This is a genomic window from Ephemeroptericola cinctiostellae, from assembly GCF_003339525.1.
GTDB lineage: Bacteria > Pseudomonadota > Gammaproteobacteria > Burkholderiales > Burkholderiaceae > Hydromonas > Hydromonas cinctiostellae.
This window is the reverse complement of record NZ_CP031124.1, coordinates 922,003-939,707: the sequence shown is the minus strand read 5'-3', so window position 1 is coordinate 939,707 and position 17,705 is coordinate 922,003. Positions and strand designations below refer to the sequence as shown.

10 protein-coding genes, 2 tRNA genes and 2 rRNA genes are annotated in these 17,705 nt (G+C 48.1%); all 14 read right to left on the bottom strand.

Annotation, left to right across the window (positions count from 1 at the left end; all coding sequences use genetic code 11):
• Positions 1-82: 82 nt before the first annotated feature.
• The 14 genes from DTO96_RS04420 to lon all read right to left on the bottom strand — a co-directional run bounded on the left by DTO96_RS04420 (position 83) and on the right by lon (position 17,640).
• Positions 83-2,957: ribosomal RNA gene (locus tag DTO96_RS04420) — 23S ribosomal RNA — on the bottom strand.
• 403 nt (positions 2,958-3,360) lie between these two features.
• A tRNA-Ile gene (locus tag DTO96_RS04415) sits at positions 3,361-3,437 on the bottom strand.
• A 19-nt stretch (positions 3,438-3,456) separates the two neighbouring features.
• Positions 3,457-3,532, bottom strand: a tRNA-Ala gene (locus DTO96_RS04410).
• A 69-nt stretch (positions 3,533-3,601) separates the two neighbouring features.
• Positions 3,602-5,145: ribosomal RNA gene (locus DTO96_RS04405) — 16S ribosomal RNA — on the bottom strand.
• The 16S and 23S rRNA genes sit together here with 2 tRNA genes alongside, the layout of an rRNA operon.
• A 438-nt stretch (positions 5,146-5,583) precedes the next feature.
• Positions 5,584-5,787, bottom strand: a complete 204-nt coding sequence (locus DTO96_RS04400) for a DNA gyrase inhibitor YacG (protein ID WP_114562391.1) — start codon at positions 5,785-5,787, stop codon at positions 5,584-5,586.
• A gap of 21 nt (positions 5,788-5,808) precedes the next feature.
• Positions 5,809-6,609: a cell division protein ZapD gene (zapD, locus tag DTO96_RS04395; protein WP_114562390.1), complete on the bottom strand. Its 801-nt coding sequence runs from the start codon at positions 6,607-6,609 to the stop codon at positions 5,809-5,811.
• 7 nt (positions 6,610-6,616) lie between these two features.
• Complete coding sequence (gene coaE / locus DTO96_RS04390) at positions 6,617-7,309, bottom strand: dephospho-CoA kinase (protein WP_114562389.1); 693 nt, start codon at positions 7,307-7,309, stop codon at positions 6,617-6,619.
• 3 nt (positions 7,310-7,312) lie between these two features.
• A complete protein-coding gene (locus DTO96_RS04385; protein WP_114562388.1) occupies positions 7,313-8,095 on the bottom strand; it encodes a prepilin peptidase in 783 nt (260 codons plus the stop codon).
• Positions 8,092-9,300, bottom strand: a complete 1,209-nt coding sequence (locus DTO96_RS04380) for a type II secretion system F family protein (protein ID WP_114562387.1) — start codon at positions 9,298-9,300, stop codon at positions 8,092-8,094. The genes DTO96_RS04385 and DTO96_RS04380 overlap by 4 nt, the downstream gene beginning before the upstream one ends.
• A 218-nt stretch (positions 9,301-9,518) precedes the next feature.
• Complete coding sequence (locus tag DTO96_RS04375; RefSeq protein WP_114562386.1) at positions 9,519-11,210, bottom strand: GspE/PulE family protein; 1,692 nt, start codon at positions 11,208-11,210, stop codon at positions 9,519-9,521.
• 67 nt (positions 11,211-11,277) lie between these two features.
• The gene (locus tag DTO96_RS04370; protein WP_114562385.1) at positions 11,278-12,543 is read right to left on the bottom strand and encodes an HlyC/CorC family transporter; all 1,266 of its coding nucleotides are present in this window, start codon (positions 12,541-12,543) and stop codon (positions 11,278-11,280) included.
• 11 nt (positions 12,544-12,554) lie between these two features.
• The gene (gene ispB, locus DTO96_RS04365) at positions 12,555-13,568 is read right to left on the bottom strand and encodes an octaprenyl diphosphate synthase (protein WP_114562384.1); all 1,014 of its coding nucleotides are present in this window, start codon (positions 13,566-13,568) and stop codon (positions 12,555-12,557) included.
• A gap of 281 nt (positions 13,569-13,849) precedes the next feature.
• A complete protein-coding gene (locus DTO96_RS04360) occupies positions 13,850-14,725 on the bottom strand; it encodes an EamA/RhaT family transporter (protein ID WP_114562383.1) in 876 nt (291 codons plus the stop codon).
• A gap of 503 nt (positions 14,726-15,228) precedes the next feature.
• Positions 15,229-17,640, bottom strand: coding sequence for an endopeptidase La (gene lon, locus DTO96_RS04355; protein ID WP_114563918.1), 2,412 nt, complete (start codon positions 17,638-17,640; stop codon positions 15,229-15,231).
• Positions 17,641-17,705: the final 65 nt, after the last annotated feature.

The following is a 17,705-nucleotide window of genomic DNA, read 5'->3' as shown; positions in this document are numbered from 1 at the left end:
AGTTAAATTACATCAATCAAACAAACCGTGATCTTTCGATCATCGATTAGTGCGACGCTTATACTGGAACAACCACAGTTATAAGGTCAAGCCTTACGGGCAATTAGTATTGGTTAGCTTAATGCATTACTGCACTTCCACACCCAACCTATCAACGTCCTGGTCTCGAACGACCCTTCAAAGGAGTCAAGCTCCTGGGAAATCTTATCTTCAGGCAAGTTTCCCGCTTAGATGCTTTCAGCGGTTATCTCTTCCGTACTTAGCTACCCTGCGATGCTTCTGGCGAAACAACAGGTACACCAGCGGTACGTCCATTCCGGTCCTCTCGTACTAGGAACAGCCCCCGTCAAATTTCCAGCGCCCACGGCAGATAGGGACCAAACTGTCTCACGACGTTTTAAACCCAGCTCACGTACCTCTTTAAATGGCGAACAGCCATACCCTTGGGACCGACTACAGCCCCAGGATGAGATGAGCCGACATCGAGGTGCCAAACACCGCCGTCGATATGAACTCTTGGGCGGTATCAGCCTGTTATCCCCAGAGTACCTTTTATCCGTTGAGCGATGGCCCTTCCATTCAGAACCACCGGATCACTATGTCCTGCTTTCGCACCTGCTCGACTTGTCAGTCTCGCAGTTAAGCACGCTTTTGCCATTGCACTTTACACACGATGTCCGACCGTGTTAAGCGTACCTTCGAACTCCTCCGTTACAATTTGGGAGGAGACCGCCCCAGTCAAACTGCCTACCATGCACTGTCCCCAACCGCGATTCAGCGGCCTAGGTTAGAACGTCAAATAATTCAGGGTGGTATTTCAAGGTTGACTCCACTCTGGCTGGCGCCAAAGCTTCATAGTCTCCCACCTATCCTACACAAAACGATTCAACATACAATGCAAAGCTACAGTAAAGGTTCATGGGGTCTTTCCGTCTAGCCGCGGGGAGATTGCATCATCACAAACATTTCAACTTCGCTGAGTCTGCGGAGGAGACAGTGTGGCCATCGTTACGCCATTCGTGCAGGTCGGAACTTACCCGACAAGGAATTTCGCTACCTTAGGACCGTTATAGTTACGGCCGCCGTTTACTGGGACTTCAATCAAGAGCTTGCACCCCATCATTTAATCTTCCAGCACCGGGCAGGCGTCACACCCTATACGTCCACTTTCGTGTTTGCAGAGTGCTGTGTTTTTATTAAACAGTCGCAGCCACCATTTCTCTGAGACCCTTTCACGCTTCTTTGTTCAAGTCACGCTACTGGGGCATACCTTCTCCCGAAGTTACGGTATTAATTTGCCGAGTTCCTTCTCCGCAGTTCTCTCAAGCGCCTTAGAATACTCATCTCGCCCACCTGTGTCGGTTTGCGGTACGGTCTTGTATGACTGAAGCTTAGAGGCTTTTCTTGGAATCACTTCCAGTTACTTCGTGACCTAAATCACTCGATCGATGACCTTGGCTAATGAGCGCCGGATTTGCCTAACGCTCGCCTACATCACCTAAACCAACTCTTCCAACCGTTGGATAACCTTTTACGATCCGTCCCCCCATCGCATCATACAATGGTACAGGAATATTAACCTGTTTCCCATCAGCTACGCATTTCTGCCTCGCCTTAGGGGCCGACTAACCCTACGCCGATGAACGTTGCGTAGGAATCCTTGGGCTTACGGCGAGGGGGCCTTTCACCCCCTTTATCGCTACTCATGTCAGCATTCGCACTTCTGATACCTCCAGCACGCTTTTCAACGCACCTTCACAGGCTTACAGAACGCTCTCCTACCATACGTGCAAGCACGTATCCGCAGCTTCGGTTATAAGCTTAGCCCCGTTACATCTTCCGCGCAGGACGACTCGATCAGTGAGCTATTACGCTTTCTTTAAAGGGTGGCTGCTTCTAAGCCAACCTCCTGACTGTCTTAGCCTTCCCACTTCGTTTCCCACTTAGCTTATATTGGGGACCTTAGCTGGCGGTCTGGGTTGTTTCCCTCTTGACACCGGACGTTAGCACCCGATGTCTGTCTCCCAAGCTCATACTTTACGGTATTCGGAGTTTGCCATGGTTTGGTAAGTCGCAATGACCCCCTAGCCATAACAGTGCTCTACCCCCGTAAGCAATACTTGAGGCACTACCTAAATAGTTTTCGGAGAGAACCAGCTATCTCCAAGTTTGTTTAGCCTTTCACCCCTATCCACAGCTCATCCCCTAATTTTTCAACATTAGTGGGTTCGGACCTCCAGTTGGTGTTACCCAACCTTCATCCTGGCCATGGATAGATCACTTGGTTTCGGGTCTACGCCGTGCTACTGTCGCCCTTATCAGACTCGCTTTCGCTACGCCTCCCCTATTCGGTTAAGCTTGCAACACAACGTAAGTCGCTGACCCATTATACAAAAGGTACGCAGTCACGGAACAAGTCCGCTCCTACTGTTTGTATGCATGCGGTTTCAGGATCTATTTCACTCCCCTCCCGGGGTTCTTTTCGCCTTTCCCTCACGGTACTGGTTCACTATCGGTCGATTACGAGTATTTAGCCTTGGAGGATGGTCCCCCCATATTCAGACAGGATTTCTCGTGTCCCGCCCTACTTGTCTGATGCTTAGTACCTAGGTTGAGTTTTCGTATACGGGGCTATCACCCTCTATAGCTGGACTTTCCATTCCATTCTACTAACTGATCCTATATCACATCACGGCTGGTCCCATTTCGCTCGCCGCTACTTTGGGAATCTCGGTTGATTTCTTTTCCTACGGGTACTTAGATGTTTCAGTTCTCCGCGTTCGCTCCACTGACCTATGTATTCAGTCAGCAGTAACCCCTAAGGGTTGGGTTTCCCCATTCAGATATCTCTGGATCAAAGGTTATTTGCCACCTCCCCAGAGCTTTTCGCAGGCTATCACGTCTTTCGTCGCCTGTAATCGCCAAGGCATCCACCACATGCACTTAGTCACTTGACCTTATAACTCTGATCGCTCAGGTCATAAAGTGTTCGCACTAGTTTTGACACACACATTTACATGAGTATGTGTGTCGGTTTGTTTGCCGTAATTTCAAGTGCCAATTCATTGCTGAATCGACGTCGTATTCTTCATACTACTTCTTGAGAACTACTTTATTTTGATGCAATCTAACCCGTGTTAAAACATGCATTCAATTCCTTGAACACATCATATTATCACTGTTAAATTTGCTTGGTTTCTAGTTGTTAAAGATCAGCCGGGCATTGCTGCCAGCGCGTTTGCGCTATAATCCTTCGTAAAGGATTAAGCATCAGCACTTGTCAATGCGGATACTTAATGATTCACTTGGAATAAGACAAGTCGAAATTAAACAACAATAAATACTTTAAGAACAGTCATGTGGTGGGTCTTGATGGACTCGAACCATCGACCCCTGCGTTATCAACACAGTGCTCTAACCAACTGAGCTAAAGACCCGTCTTCGATCCAACATTCTTGGTGGAGGATGACGGGATCGAACCGACGACCCCCTGCTTGCAAAGCAGGTGCTCTCCCAGCTGAGCTAATCCCCCATTAGGATTTACTGTTCTTTTGTTTAACATTCCGATAAGTGTGGACGTTTATGGCTTTTCTATCTCTAGAAAGGAGGTGATCCAGCCGCACCTTCCGATACGGCTACCTTGTTACGACTTAACCCCAGTCATGAATCCCACCGTGGTAATCGCCCTCCTTGCGGTTAGGCTAACTACTTCTGGTGAAACCCACTCCCATGGTTTGACGGGCGGTGTGTACAAGACCCGGGAACGTATTCACCGTGACATTCTGATCCACGATTACTAGCGATTCCGACTTCATGGAGTCGAGTTGCAGACTCCAATCCGGACTACGATCGGTTTTATGGGATTGGCTCCACCTCGCGGCTTGGCAACCCTTTGTACCGACCATTGTATGACGTGTGAAGCCCTACCCATAAGGGCCATGAGGACTTGACGTCATCCCCACCTTCCTCCGGTTTGTCACCGGCAGTCTCGCTAAAGTGCCCAACTTAATGATGGCAATTAACGACAAGGGTTGCGCTCGTTGCGGGACTTAACCCAACATCTCACGACACGAGCTGACGACAGCCATGCAGCACCTGTGTCCACTTTCTCTTTCGAGCACCTAATGCATCTCTGCTTCGTTAGTGGCATGTCAAGGGTAGGTAAGGTTTTTCGCGTTGCATCGAATTAATCCACATCATCCACCGCTTGTGCGGGTCCCCGTCAATTCATTTGAGTTTTAATCTTGCGACCGTACTCCCCAGGCGGTCTACTTCACGCGTTAGCTTCGTTACTAAGGAAATGAATCCCCAACAACCAGTAGACATCGTTTAGGGCGTGGACTACCAGGGTATCTAATCCTGTTTGCTCCCCACGCTTTCGTACATGAGCGTCAGTGTTATCCCAGGAGGCCGCCTTCGCCACCGGTATTCCTCCACATCTCTACGCATTTCACTGCTACACGTGGAATTCTACCTCCCTCTGACACACTCTAGTCTGACAGTTACAATCGCAGTTCCCAAGTTAAGCTCGGGGATTTCACGACTGTCTTATCAGACCGCCTGCGCACGCTTTACGCCCAGTAATTCCGATTAACGCTTGCACCCTACGTATTACCGCGGCTGCTGGCACGTAGTTAGCCGGTGCTTATTCTTTAGGTACCGTCATCCCCAACCAGTATTAGTGGTCAGGCTTTCTTCCCTAACAAAAGAGCTTTACAACCCGAAGGCCTTCTTCACTCACGCGGCATTGCTGGATCAGGGTTGCCCCCATTGTCCAAAATTCCCCACTGCTGCCTCCCGTAGGAGTCTGGACCGTGTCTCAGTTCCAGTGTGGCGGATCGTCCTCTCAGACCCGCTAAAGATCGTCGCCTTGGTGAGCCTTTACCTCACCAACTAGCTAATCTTCCATCGGCCGCTCGCTTGGCGCAAGGCCCGAAGGTCCCCTGCTTTCAACCATAGTTATATGCGGTATTAGCCACTCTTTCGAGTAGTTATCCCCCACCTAACGGTACGTTCCGATGTGTTACTCACCCGTTCGCCACTCGTCAGCAAAGAAAGCAAGCTTTCTTCCTGTTACCGTTCGACTTGCATGTGTAAAGCATGCCGCCAGCGTTCAATCTGAGCCATGATCAAACTCTTCAGTTTAATTCATTGCTTTCGCATTTGCCGTATCGCTACGGCTACTCAAGTATTGACTGACATTTTAATTCAAATGGCTTTAACACCATTCTCATTGCTTTGTTTCGTCAAGTATGAGCCTCTATGGTTTAACGTCTAGAACCTAAGCTCTCGACTACACCACAAACGCCCACACTTATCGGCTGTTAATTTTTAAAGATCTTGTCTTTCCGAAGCAGAACCTTGGCTCTTTTTCGCTGCACCGTCATCAGCACAGAAGCGAGATTATGAAGCATTCAAACCAGTTCGTCAAGCATTTTTTTAAGTTTATTTTTTAACATCAACAACAAACTCGAACGCCCAACTAACCCTTCACACCGCTTTTTCTCGCCGCCTCAGCAGCAGAGAAACGAGATTATGAACACTTTCGCCTTAACTGTCAACAAGTATTTTCAAATACGTGACTCAATGAGAGATTGGCGTATGTTCCAAAACGTGGTCATCAAGGTCAGTCGCCATATGTTCTTGCGTTACAGGTATTTTATACGACTCTTGAGACCATGCGCCGAGGTCAATCAATTTACAACGTTCTGAGCAAAAAGGGCGAAATGGCGATGTGGTGTCGTACTCATGGCGATCACCGCAGGTTGGACATGTAATTTGAGGCATAACGAATAACCATTTAATTAGTTAATGCATTCCGCACAAATTAAGCTCGAAATTAATTTCAGGCTGGCTTGGATCAACACGAAGGTGTTGAGGTTGAGAGCGGAAACTCGGCAACGAGAAACGCAGCCAAACAACATGTTTGTTTGCACTAATGTCTGGAAGGTAAGGGGATGTGTCAGCAAGCTCAACCTGCAACATGTCAAACCGCACACCGTTAAGGGGTTGTTGATAAGTTTTGTCTTGTGTGATGCATGACTTATGTTTTCGAGCATCACGGACAATCAACAAGATAAACTTCAATGCTTCAAACATGGGCATCAAGGGCATCAACCACGCTTCTAAATCCACGCATCGGACATTAGCAGGCTGCTGCAGCCACTGGTAATAAAAAGCAACATCAAAACTGCAAATTCCGCCAGGCACAACAATGCGAGTCTTTACATTCAACAACCAATCATTGTCAGGCAAGGTACTGCCAAACTTCGCTGATTGTTCCACTTGCTTTTGTGCATCAGACAAGTACATCAAGGTTTGAGTCAGCTTTTGTTCTGACAATTCAGGCAAGTGACGCAAATGATTCAAAGCTTGTTTATAGCGATTCAAATCAAGCAACAAATCACCTTTGATGTCGTAGCGAAAAGCAAAGTCATGGATTTCAAACAGAATCAACATGGCACTGTGATGGTCTTGCTCTGAGTCTTGAGCCAAGAAGTGCTGCCATCTACGATACAAAGCTTCGAGCCTCAAATACGTGCGAAAACGCTCGTTCAAAGGGAACTCAAACAAGGTGTGCGCGGAGCGTTGGGGCGCTACAGGTGTCATGGGCAACTTATTTCATGCAAGAGGAGTTAATACGTCTAATATATCCAGTCAGTATATTGACTTGTCCCTTGAGTTGCAAGTGTTTCACATCGTTTTCTGTGTTATCCAACACTGCATTTGCAACGGCTTTCATCTCAGCGGTACTGGCCTGTGAAGAGATAATTCGATGCACCATTTCCTCAGTCAAATGTGGACCTCTGGCACGAATGCGCTGCACCCTGACCTCTTCTGAACAATCAACAACAACGATCCAGTCCAGCAATTGCAGCCACTCTGTACTGCTTGCCAACAGGGGAATGTCGTATAACACGCACAGCGGGGTGTTTCTGGCTTTCAAATGCGCCAGCTCAATTGCCGTCGAAAGAATCAAGGGGTGAATGATGGCTTCAAGCCGTGCTTTATGATGTGAGTCATTAAAAATAAGATCACGCATCACACTGCGATTCAAAGCCCCATCTTCTGCCACAACCTGAGCACCAAACGCACGCTCTATACTTGGCATGGCTTTCCCATTCGCAGCAGTCAATTCATGCGCAATCGCATCCAAGTCGATCAGGGCTGCTCCTTGCTCAACCAAAAGTCGAGCCACCATTGATTTGCCGCTCCCTATACCGCCCGTCAAACCAACATTTAGACCGCTGGGCAAACGATTGGGTCGTACGATAGGCCGTAAGTGATTGTTTAAAATCAAGGGAAACATGGCTTAACCCAAGTTAAAGTACTGACGGGCGCACAACACAAGCACCCCACCAAAAGCTAAAAAAGGGCCAAAAGGAATCACAACCGTTTGAAAACGCAGTCGAACATACGCCGCATAAAGCAAAGCAGCGGCACAGGAGGCCAACAACACATTGGGCACCTGAAGCAAACCCAACCATGCACCAATGGCTGACATCAACTTCATATCCCCCATGCCCATTCCTTGGCGACCCGTAAAATAATGATGCACCTCATACACCACCCGCAAAAGCACATAACCCAAAGCAGCACCCAAAACGGCATCAACCAGCTGCTCTGGCATCACCAAAGCCTTCCACACCAGAGCCAGCCACAATAGCAATAAAGTCAAAACATCTGGCAACAGAAAATGCGCCACATCGATCCAGCTCATCACCCATAAAAGGTACAAAAACACAAACCACATCAAGGCATGGACAGACCAGCCAAACTGTCCATAACAATACAACCCAATGATCACCGAACCCAACTCAATCCAAAAGTATCGCCGTGGAATCGGTGCACCGCAGAAGCCACATCGCCCACTCAGCACAATGTAACTCACCAAAGGGATGTTATGCCACCAACGCAAAGGTGTCTCGCATGCAGGGCAATGTGATGCTGGGCAGGCCAAATTAAACATCAATCCCCGTTCATCACTGGCCTCTTCACTCAACACCATCAGAGGTAAACGATACACCAGTACATTTGCAAAGCTACCGAACACCGCAGCCAACACAAACACAAGCATCCAAACAAACAGCATCATCGCAGCACCGTACCTAAATTTAAAATAGGCCAATACAGCGCCACAACCATCACGCCGACCATCAAGCCAATCAAGACAATCAGCATCGGCTCGACCAATGCAGACAAACGTTTAATGGTTTGCTCCACCAAAAACTCATTGTGACTCGCATGTTGCGCCAACATTTCCGTCAACATACCGGATTCCTCACCAATCTGAATGCGCTGCACCAAACTGCTTTCAAACAACGCGTACTGCGCCATAGACAAAGATAAACTGTGACCATTTAACACATGTTGCGTGCACTCATTGATCGCATCACGCATTGGACGATGCGATACTGAGCGTGCTGCAATGCCAAGTGATTGGTGCAAAGGCACCCCTGATTGATACAGCAAACCCAAGGTTCGGGCAAATTGCGCATGCCATGCGGTGCTCAGCAAGCCACCAAAAACAGGCATTTTCAACTTTAAGTTATCAATGAAATAGCGCCAACGGACATTTTCCCAGCGCGCCAAAAACATCACCCCTAATACGCCAGCCAACAACACCCACAAACCACTGACCCGCATCGCGCGCGAGCCATCAATCAACATCTGGGTCAGCCACGGCAAAGGTTTGCCACTGCTTCGATAAACCCCCTCAAATACAGGCACCACCCAACCCAAGACCAATATCCACACCAAAGAAGCAACAAGGATGACAAAAACAGGGTATGACAAAGCCGTTTTGATTTGACTCGCCAATTGCTGACGGCGCTCCTGCGTGTACACAATGTTTTTCAACACCTCCGTCAACCGCCCTGCCGTTTCACCACTTTCGATCAAGTTACAGGTCAACTCATCGAACACCCGAGGATGGTGGCGCAGAGCACGATGCAGCGATTCGCCACGCTCAATGTCCAAACGCATGGTTTGAATCACGCCACGAAAATGCAGATTTTTTTGGCTGTATAACAACACATCCAACACCCGCAGTAAAGGCACGCCAGCATCATACAAGGTGCCCATTTCTTGCAGAAATTTGGTGACATCCCGCTGTGCAACAGGTCGACGCCATGGCTCACGCCGGCTGGAAACACTCTTGGCAATGATGCCTCGCTGCTCCAACTGCTCTCGCACACTGTTTTTATCTTCACCGTACAAAATCCCAGACAACACTTGCCCCGCACGGTTCTGCCCGTGCCAAGCATAACGGTTAACGGGTGCATTGATTGTATCGAGCATGTTTTATTTCATACGTTGGTCACAAAGTAAAAACCATTTTGTGAGTGTTAAAAGTTCAGAAAAACCCATGTAAACCCATGAGCAAAATTTTGAATGATCGACCCATTTCTTCAAAAAAACGATTCATGTGGTGAAAGGCAAGCAATTTCATTAACGAATTTTTGACATTATTCGCAGCATGATGTCGTGTTTTTGACCACAAACCGAGTCAAACAAGGTCATATCGTCGCCACCATGATTTCATTCAGCGCACACAAACCCGCTTTCACCTTCAGCAAGCCAGCCTCACGCAAGTTAAGCACGCCCTCTGCCCGCGCTTGATCACGCAACTCTTGCGCGCTGCAATTTCGTGCAATTAAATTTTGCATGTCGGTGGACACAGGCATGACTTGAAATACGCCAATGCGCCCAAAAAAACCAGTGTGATGGCAACGATTACAGCCTTTCGGTGCGAATGCCTGCCAGTCCTTTTGTTTTGCCTCATCCGCCGTGAAACCCGCACTCATCAACAAAGCTTCATCCAATCGAAGAGGCACTTTGCAATCACACAGCTGACGCACCAAACGTTGGGCGGTGATGATGCTGACCGATGCCGCAATATTATATGGGGTCACGCCCATTTGTGCCAAACGGGTCAGTGCCAGCGGCGCGTCATTGGTGTGTAATGTTGAAAAAACCAAATGCCCTGTCTGAGCCGCTTTGAGTGCAATGTCTGCTGTATCCAAATCGCGAATCTCGCCCACCATCAAAATATCGGGGTCTTGTCGCAGAAATGCACGCAATGCGGTTGCAAAATCAATGCCTGCTTTTTCATTGATGGACACTTGATTAATGCCCGTCATAAAGATTTCAACAGGATCTTCCACCGTCGAAATATTCACCTCATCGGTATTCAACTTCTGCAAACAACCATACAAAGACACTGTTTTACCGCTGCCAGTCGGCCCCGTCATCAGAATCAAACCATATGGGCGGGTCAACGCCTCCTCCAATATCGCCAGCTGATGCGGCTCATAACCCAAAGCAGCCAAACTCAAAGCCGTTGTTTGTCCGTTTAAAAAACGCACCACAATTTTCTCACCAAATAAAGTGGGCAACGTACTGATTCGGCAATCCACGGTCTCTGAAGGGGTCAATGATAATTTAATACGCCCATCTTGAGGTAAGCGTTTTTCAGCAATGTCCAGTTGCGCCATGACCTTGAGTCGCACAGACATCTGCTCTTTCAATTGTGCATCCAACTGTGCCACATCATGTAGCACGCCATCGATGCGCGCACGAATTCGGAAATGGTTTGAAAAAGGCTCAAAGTGCAAATCAGATGCGCGTTCACGTACCATCTGCACCAGTAAGTCTTGAATATAACGCACCACAGGCGCATCATTGCTGTCGATGGGATTGGCATTGAAATTGGCATCCAACGCCAAAGTCGAGACGGCGGGCGCCACCTGAGCACTGAACCGCTGAACAGTGGATGCGCTGTCTTTTTTTTGCGACTGGTAATATTCATCCATCGACAACACGCGCCACTCAAAGGGCATGTTGATTAGGAATCGCAATCGTTGCAACACCGCCGAATCGCTGGCGTCAACAATCCCCACCCGTGCAGGCTCGCCCCCCAACCACACCAAACCTTGCGGTGCATAAGGTAAACGGGGTGGTTGCGTGGGTCGGTGGGTCATGAACGATTGCCACTCGCGCGAACTCAAACGAACCAATCCTGCAGCATCTGACATCCACTGGGCAAAACTAGATGGGGTGAAGCCCGCATCATTGCTCTCTAAAAAAGCATCAATCCAAACCAATGAACTGGATGGTTCTGTTTTAGCAATCACCGCCGCCACATCGAAAGACAAGCGTCCACGCTGCACCAGCAGGCTCGCCAATGTCGACCACGACTGGTTTTTCATAACAACTCCTTAGAATTTTTATGGGTTAAGGCGATTGACATCGCAACAGGCGACTCGAAACAGCAGATTAAACTTTCGGTTTAAACAAACGCACTGACCGCACGCCATGCTCATCCACTTGCAAGACCTCCATTGTGCAACCCGCAACACGCAAGCTGACCTGAGCATCTGGAATGTCTTGCAACTCTTCTAAAATTAAACCATTCAGTGTTTTCGGGCCATCCAGCGGGAAACTGAGCTGTAAACGGCGATTGACTTGGCGCAAAGGCATAGAAGCATCCAGTACGGTCTGACCGTTTTGATCCCATGCGGTATGAGAGCGTGCGTTGGGCGCCGCCGACGTGAATTCACCCACCATTTCCTCGATGATGTCCTCCATTGTCAACAAACCAAGCACTTCACTGTACTCATCAACGACGATGCCGAGGCGTTGTTGGTCTTCTTGAAAATGCTGCAATTGCTCAAAAATAGCGGTTTCACTGGGTACAAAATACGGCTTACTTAAATTACTGCGAATTTCTTCATGCGTCAGTGAACCATCTTCGAGATGATGCAATGCCTTTCGAATGTGAAAAATACCGAGGATATTGTTGATTTCGCCGTCATACACGGGCAACTTATTGTGATAACAGGTGACCAACTGATGCAAAATTTTATCAATCGGATCATTGATGTCCAACGCTTCCACCCGCGAGCGCGGGGTCATCAAATCATTGACTTCAATTGATTCTAAATCAAACAGATTGACCAAAATGCTTTTGTGTTTTTTGGGCATGAAACGCGATTGATCAATGACCAGAGCCCTTAACTCCTCCGAACTCAAGGTTTCTTCCTCACCACTGTTTGTCTTGATGCGGAAAATGCCAAGCAAACCAGACACAAAGACATTCAAAAGCCACACCGCAGGATAGATCAAAGTCAGCAGCGGTTTTAAAATAAAACTCGCCGGCAATGCAATTTTTTCAGGAAAAGACGCACCCAACACTTTTGGAGTCAACTCACTGAATACAATGATCGCAAATGAAATGATCCCCGCCGCAATCGTCACCGCCCATTCATTGTTTTTAAAAGAATTAATTGCAATGGAAGTGGACAAGGTCGCCGCCACCGTATTGATGACATTGTTACCGATCGACAATACGCCGAGCAAACGCTCGGTTTGATTCAACAGCCCTTGTGTACGAATCGCAGCCCGATTGCCTTGCTTGACCAAATGCCGCAGGCGAAAACGATTCAATGCCATCATGGCGGTTTCTGACATGGCAAAAAAGCCAGACAGCGCCAATAAACCAATCAATATACCAATCTGCGCCGATAAAGGTAAATCTTCCACGGGGCTTATCCTTAGACGTTTCGAGACACAGAGTAATCTGCCAACGCCAACAATGTTGCTTTATAAGGCGATTCAGGTAAAAAAGCCAATGCAGCTTTCGCCAATGCCGCTTCATTTTCCGCCAACTCTTGGGTGTATTTCAAAGCACCTTTGTCTTGGATGGTTTTCAAAATCCGCTCAAAATCAGGGTGATGTTGGTCAATACCGCCATTTTCAATCGCCGTGCGAGCAATCGCCTGCTCATCCTCGTCGCCATTCGCCATCACATAAATCAATGGCAAGGTGGGTTTGCCTTCGCGCAAATCATCACCCACATTTTTACCCAACGTCGCCGTGTCACCCGCATAATCCAAAATATCATCGGCCAACTGAAATGCAGCCCCCAGATGACGGCCATACGTCGCACATGCCGCCTCTTGCTCAGGTGTGCAACCATGCAACACCGCCGCCAACTGCGTTGATGCCTCAAATAAGCGTGCTGTTTTATAATGAATGACTTGCAAATAACGCGCCTCAGTCACATTTGAATCATTGATGTTGAGCAGCTGCAAGACCTCCCCCTCAGCAATCACATTCGTTGTGTCCGCTAAAATTTCCATCACACGCATTTGCCCGACTGAAATCATCATCTGAAAGGCACGTGAATACAGAAAATCGCCAACCAGCACGCTGGCCGCATTGCCAAACATGGCATTGGCTGTTTTTCGTCCACGACGCAAGTCCGACTCATCGACCACATCATCGTGCAGCAAGGTTGCACTGTGAATGAATTCAATCACCGCCGCCAGCGTGAACTGCTGCACCCCCTGATAACCAAGCGCACGCGCCAGCAACAAGTGGATCGCAGGACGCAAGCGCTTGCCCCCAGCTTCAATTAAATATTCAGAGATTTGATTTACCAAAGGCACATCCGAATGCAAACTCGCACGGATGGTTTCGTTAAGCGATGCCATGTCCTGAGAGATGGGCGCGAGTAAGTCGACTTTGGCGGCTTTAAGGGGTGAAGTTGTGGCAGATGTCGTCATAATGGGACGTATTATATCGCGAACTCAAGGTCAGCGGTAAGGGCTTTCACTCCAAGGAAGCATGTAAAAAGTGCAGGGTGGACTTCTTAAAATCCAGTTTAGCATTTACAATAAAAAAAACATAACAACAAACCAAAGCAAAATCAACGACTTGTAAACAAATAGCAAACAAACCCCAACTTACCTCACCCCATCAAATCCATTTATTTAGAAAAAAATCCCACTCCACATGTCCACAACTTAATGAATATCCCTCACCCCATGATCCCACACTCTGAATTTCACTTAGGCAAAAGCCCCGTCAACACAGGCCAATAAAACAAACAGACAATCGACGCCATTGCCATCAACACACCCACGACGTTCAAACGAGACAAACGCTCTCGGAACACCACCACCCCCACCAATGCCCCTAAAGCCATCACACCCAAACTCACCCCCGCAAACACCAAGGTCGGATTGTCTTTAAGTGCCTGATGCGATTTGACATAAAATAAAATATTTGCAAAATTCAACACCCCCAGCAGCACACCACCCAACAGACTCGCCCTCGACCAACGTGTGCGCTTGAGCAACACATACGCCAACATCAACACGCCGGCCAGTGCAAAAGCGATCAGCAAATTACCACCAAATGCATTGCCTGATTTCGCAAGTTGTTTGAACAACACATCAATCGTGCCGTAACCCAGCCACACACCCAGCAACACCAACGCATTCGCCCCCCACGAGCCGCTTGCTCGACCTTTTTCTGACTTCACCAACAAACACAGCAGCGCAACACATGCCAAACCAATCCCCACCATGCGAGAAGTGTTCAACACCTCACCAAAAATCAAGTACGCTGACACAATCGGAATGAACAACGACAGCCGTTGCGCCGCATCCGATTTCACAATTCCGACTGAACGCACCGCCGCCGCCATCACCAAAAACACCGACGGCAGCAACAGACCCAAGGCCACAAACACAGGCCAGCTCGACTCATACTTACTCAAATCACTCATGTCAGGGTGTAAGAAATACACGGTCAATCCTGTCGCCACCACATAATTCACCACAATCGCCTGATCCACAGCAATATTCTGTTTCCGCACCACTTTCAAAAACACCGACACTGCCACACTACACAACACACAAATCAAAATATTAAGCATACAATCCTCAAATAAACAATTGGTGCCATTAAAACACGGCACAGGTGCCTTTACAATACAGATAAAAAACACTTAAACTGAAAAAATCACCAGACAAACACAACTTTAGCAACAGATCAACAAAACAAGCCATCAACTCGCCATGCGAATAAGCGACATTTTTTAAAATACCCCATCTTCTTCATATTCTGAAGGACGTCTTTAAGGCAATGTGGCAATCCCTCGCTTCCCCTTGTATACCCATCTCCACACGTGACACTTAAAGACAAACCCCCAATGTGAGCCAAGGCATTACCTTCAACATGCACTCACATGCACGTCATTTTAAAAAAAATCAAAAACTTGAACCCTATAAAAAACACAAAATCAAATTTAAAACGTCAAAAAAGTTTTCAGTTTTATAACCAACCTCCACAGCTCCGCACCAAAATCCAAAACAGCTCAAGCCCATAGGACATAAAAAAATCCAGCATGTTTGCTGGATTTTTTTATTTTTTGATCGCTCAATGCGCCTTACCTTCTGGCTTCAACGGCACCTCCGCCGTCGCGACCACAGGCACGACTTCAGGTTCGACAATCGGCTCAATCGGTTTTTCCAAAGCATTTGCCAGCACCTCTTCAATCCATTTCACTGGAATGATCTCAATGCCATTTTTGACATTATCTGGAATTTCGGCCAAGTCTTTGACATTTTCATGAGGGATTAACGCAACGGTGATGCCACCGCGCAAAGCCGCGAGCAATTTCTCTTTCAACCCACCAATTGCCAACACTTCACCACGTAAAGTGATTTCACCTGTCATGGCGACATTGGCTTTCACTGGGTTACCTGTCAATGCAGACACGAGCGCCGTGGTCATGGCAATGCCTGCCGATGGACCATCTTTTGGTGTTGCCCCTTCAGGCACGTGGACGTGAATGTCTTTTTTGTCAAAAGTGGCATTGCTGATCCCAAAGGCATTCGCGCGCGCGCGAACGACGGTGCGTGCGGCTTCGACCGACTCTTTCATCACATCGCCAAGTGAGCCCGTACGTGTCATGATGCCTTTGCCTGGCATGACTTGCGTCTCAATGGTGAGCAACTCGCCCCCCACTTCCGTCCATGCCAATCCTGTGACTTGACCAACACGGTTGTCTTTTTCCGCAATGCCAAAGCTAAAACGTTTCACACCCAGGTAATTTTCAATGTTGCTGCTGTCAATGGTGACTGTTTTCAAATCTTTGTTGAGCAAGACCATTTTCACGGCTTTGCGGCAGAGTTTTGAAATGTCACGCTCAAGCGAGCGCACCCCTGCTTCACGGGTGTAATAGCGAATGATGTCGCGCAAGGCCTCATCGGTCACGTTCAACTCACCTGCTTTCAAGCCGTTGTTTTTCAACTGTTTGGGCAACAGGTATTTTTGTGCAATCGATAATTTTTCATCTTCGGTGTAACCCGACAAACGAATAATTTCCATGCGATCAAGCAAGGGACCTGGGATATTGTACGAGTTTGAGGTCGCAACAAACATCACGTCAGACAAATCAAAATCGACTTCAACGTAATGATCTGAGAACGTGTGATTTTGTTCTGGATCCAACACCTCAAGTAACGCCGATGCGGGATCCCCACGAAAATCTTGCCCCATTTTGTCAATTTCATCGAGCAAAAACAACGGGTTGCGCACACCCACTTTGGTTAAGCTTTGCAACACACGCCCCATCATCGCACCAATGTAGGTGCGGCGGTGGCCACGAATTTCGGATTCATCACGCACGCCACCCAAAGCCATGCGCACAAACTTGCGATTGGTGGCGCGGGCAATCGATTGACCGAGTGAGGTTTTGCCCACACCTGGGGGGCCAACGAGGCACAAAATGGGTGATTTGTTTTTCTCAACGCGCTGTTGCACGGCGAGGTATTCCAGCACACGCTCTTTGACTTTTTCAAGGCCGTAATGGTCCTCATTGAGCATGGCATCGGCCTTGGCCAAATTGTGATTGGCTTTGGTCTTCTTCTTCCACGGCAAACTGACGAGGGTTTCGAGGTAATTACGCACCACACCCGCTTCTGCGGACATCGGTGACATCAATTTAAGCTTCTTCAATTCACCATCGGCCTTGTCGCGCGCTTCTTTGGGCATGTTAGCGGCGATGATTTTTTTCTCGAGCTCCTCAATGTCCGCACCTTCTTCACCTTCACCGAGCTCTTTTTGAATGGCTTTGACTTGTTCATTCAAATAATATTCGCGTTGGCTTTTTTCCATTTGGCGTTTGACTCGACCACGGATGCGTTTTTCAACTTGCAGGATGTCGATTTCAACTTCCATTTGATGCAACACGTCTTCGAGGCGTGTTTTCACGCTGCGCAATTCAAGCAAATCCTGCTTAAGCTCCAATTTAATGGGCAAGTGCGCGACAATGGTGTCGGCCAAATGCGCACCGTCATCAATGCTCGCCAGTGAGTTGAGGATTTCAGCAGGGATTTTTTTGTTCAATTTGACATAGTTTTCAAACTGCGTCAGCACGGTGCGCCGCAAAGCTTCAACTTCAGCCGCATCGGCATCCACGTCCGTCATGGCATCGGCCTGACACACCAAGTATCCGTCTTTTTCAGCCACATGGCTGAGGTTGGCACGTTTCTCACCCTCAACCAGCACTTTGACCGTGCCATCGGGCAGCTTCAACATCTGCAAAATACGTGCGACACAGCCAACGTTGTACAAATCAGCGGCTTCTGGATTGTCTTTTTCAGGGTTCTTTTGCGCGACCAAAACCACGTCTTGCTCAGCCGCACTCGCAGCTTCCAATGCACGAATGGATTTCTCACGCCCTACAAACAATGGAATGACCATGTGTGGGAAGACCACAACGTCACGCAAAGGCAACAAAGGCAGAAGTGGATTCACTGCGACTTCAGTCGTAAGGGCCTCCATCTGGGCAGTGCTTTTTTTGACCGCTCGTGGTGCGCGCGGTTTTTTGATGATTTCTTCAGACATTT

Coding starts and splice junctions, on each gene's coding strand:
- DTO96_RS04360 (WP_114562383.1), bottom strand. CDS start 14,725: ATGCTTAATATTTTGATTTGTGTGTTGTGTAGTGTGGCAGTGTCGGTG.
- DTO96_RS04375 (WP_114562386.1), bottom strand. CDS start 11,210: ATGAAAAACCAGTCGTGGTCGACATTGGCGAGCCTGCTGGTGCAGCGT.
- DTO96_RS04380 (WP_114562387.1), bottom strand. CDS start 9,300: ATGCTCGATACAATCAATGCACCCGTTAACCGTTATGCTTGGCACGGG.
- DTO96_RS04400 (WP_114562391.1), bottom strand. CDS start 5,787: ATGCCTCAAATTACATGTCCAACCTGCGGTGATCGCCATGAGTACGAC.
- DTO96_RS04385 (WP_114562388.1), bottom strand. CDS start 8,095: ATGATGCTGTTTGTTTGGATGCTTGTGTTTGTGTTGGCTGCGGTGTTC.
- ispB (WP_114562384.1), bottom strand. CDS start 13,568: ATGACGACATCTGCCACAACTTCACCCCTTAAAGCCGCCAAAGTCGAC.
- zapD (WP_114562390.1), bottom strand. CDS start 6,609: ATGACACCTGTAGCGCCCCAACGCTCCGCGCACACCTTGTTTGAGTTC.
- lon (WP_114563918.1), bottom strand. CDS start 17,640: ATGGAGGCCCTTACGACTGAAGTCGCAGTGAATCCACTTCTGCCTTTG.
- coaE (WP_114562389.1), bottom strand. CDS start 7,309: ATGTTTCCCTTGATTTTAAACAATCACTTACGGCCTATCGTACGACCC.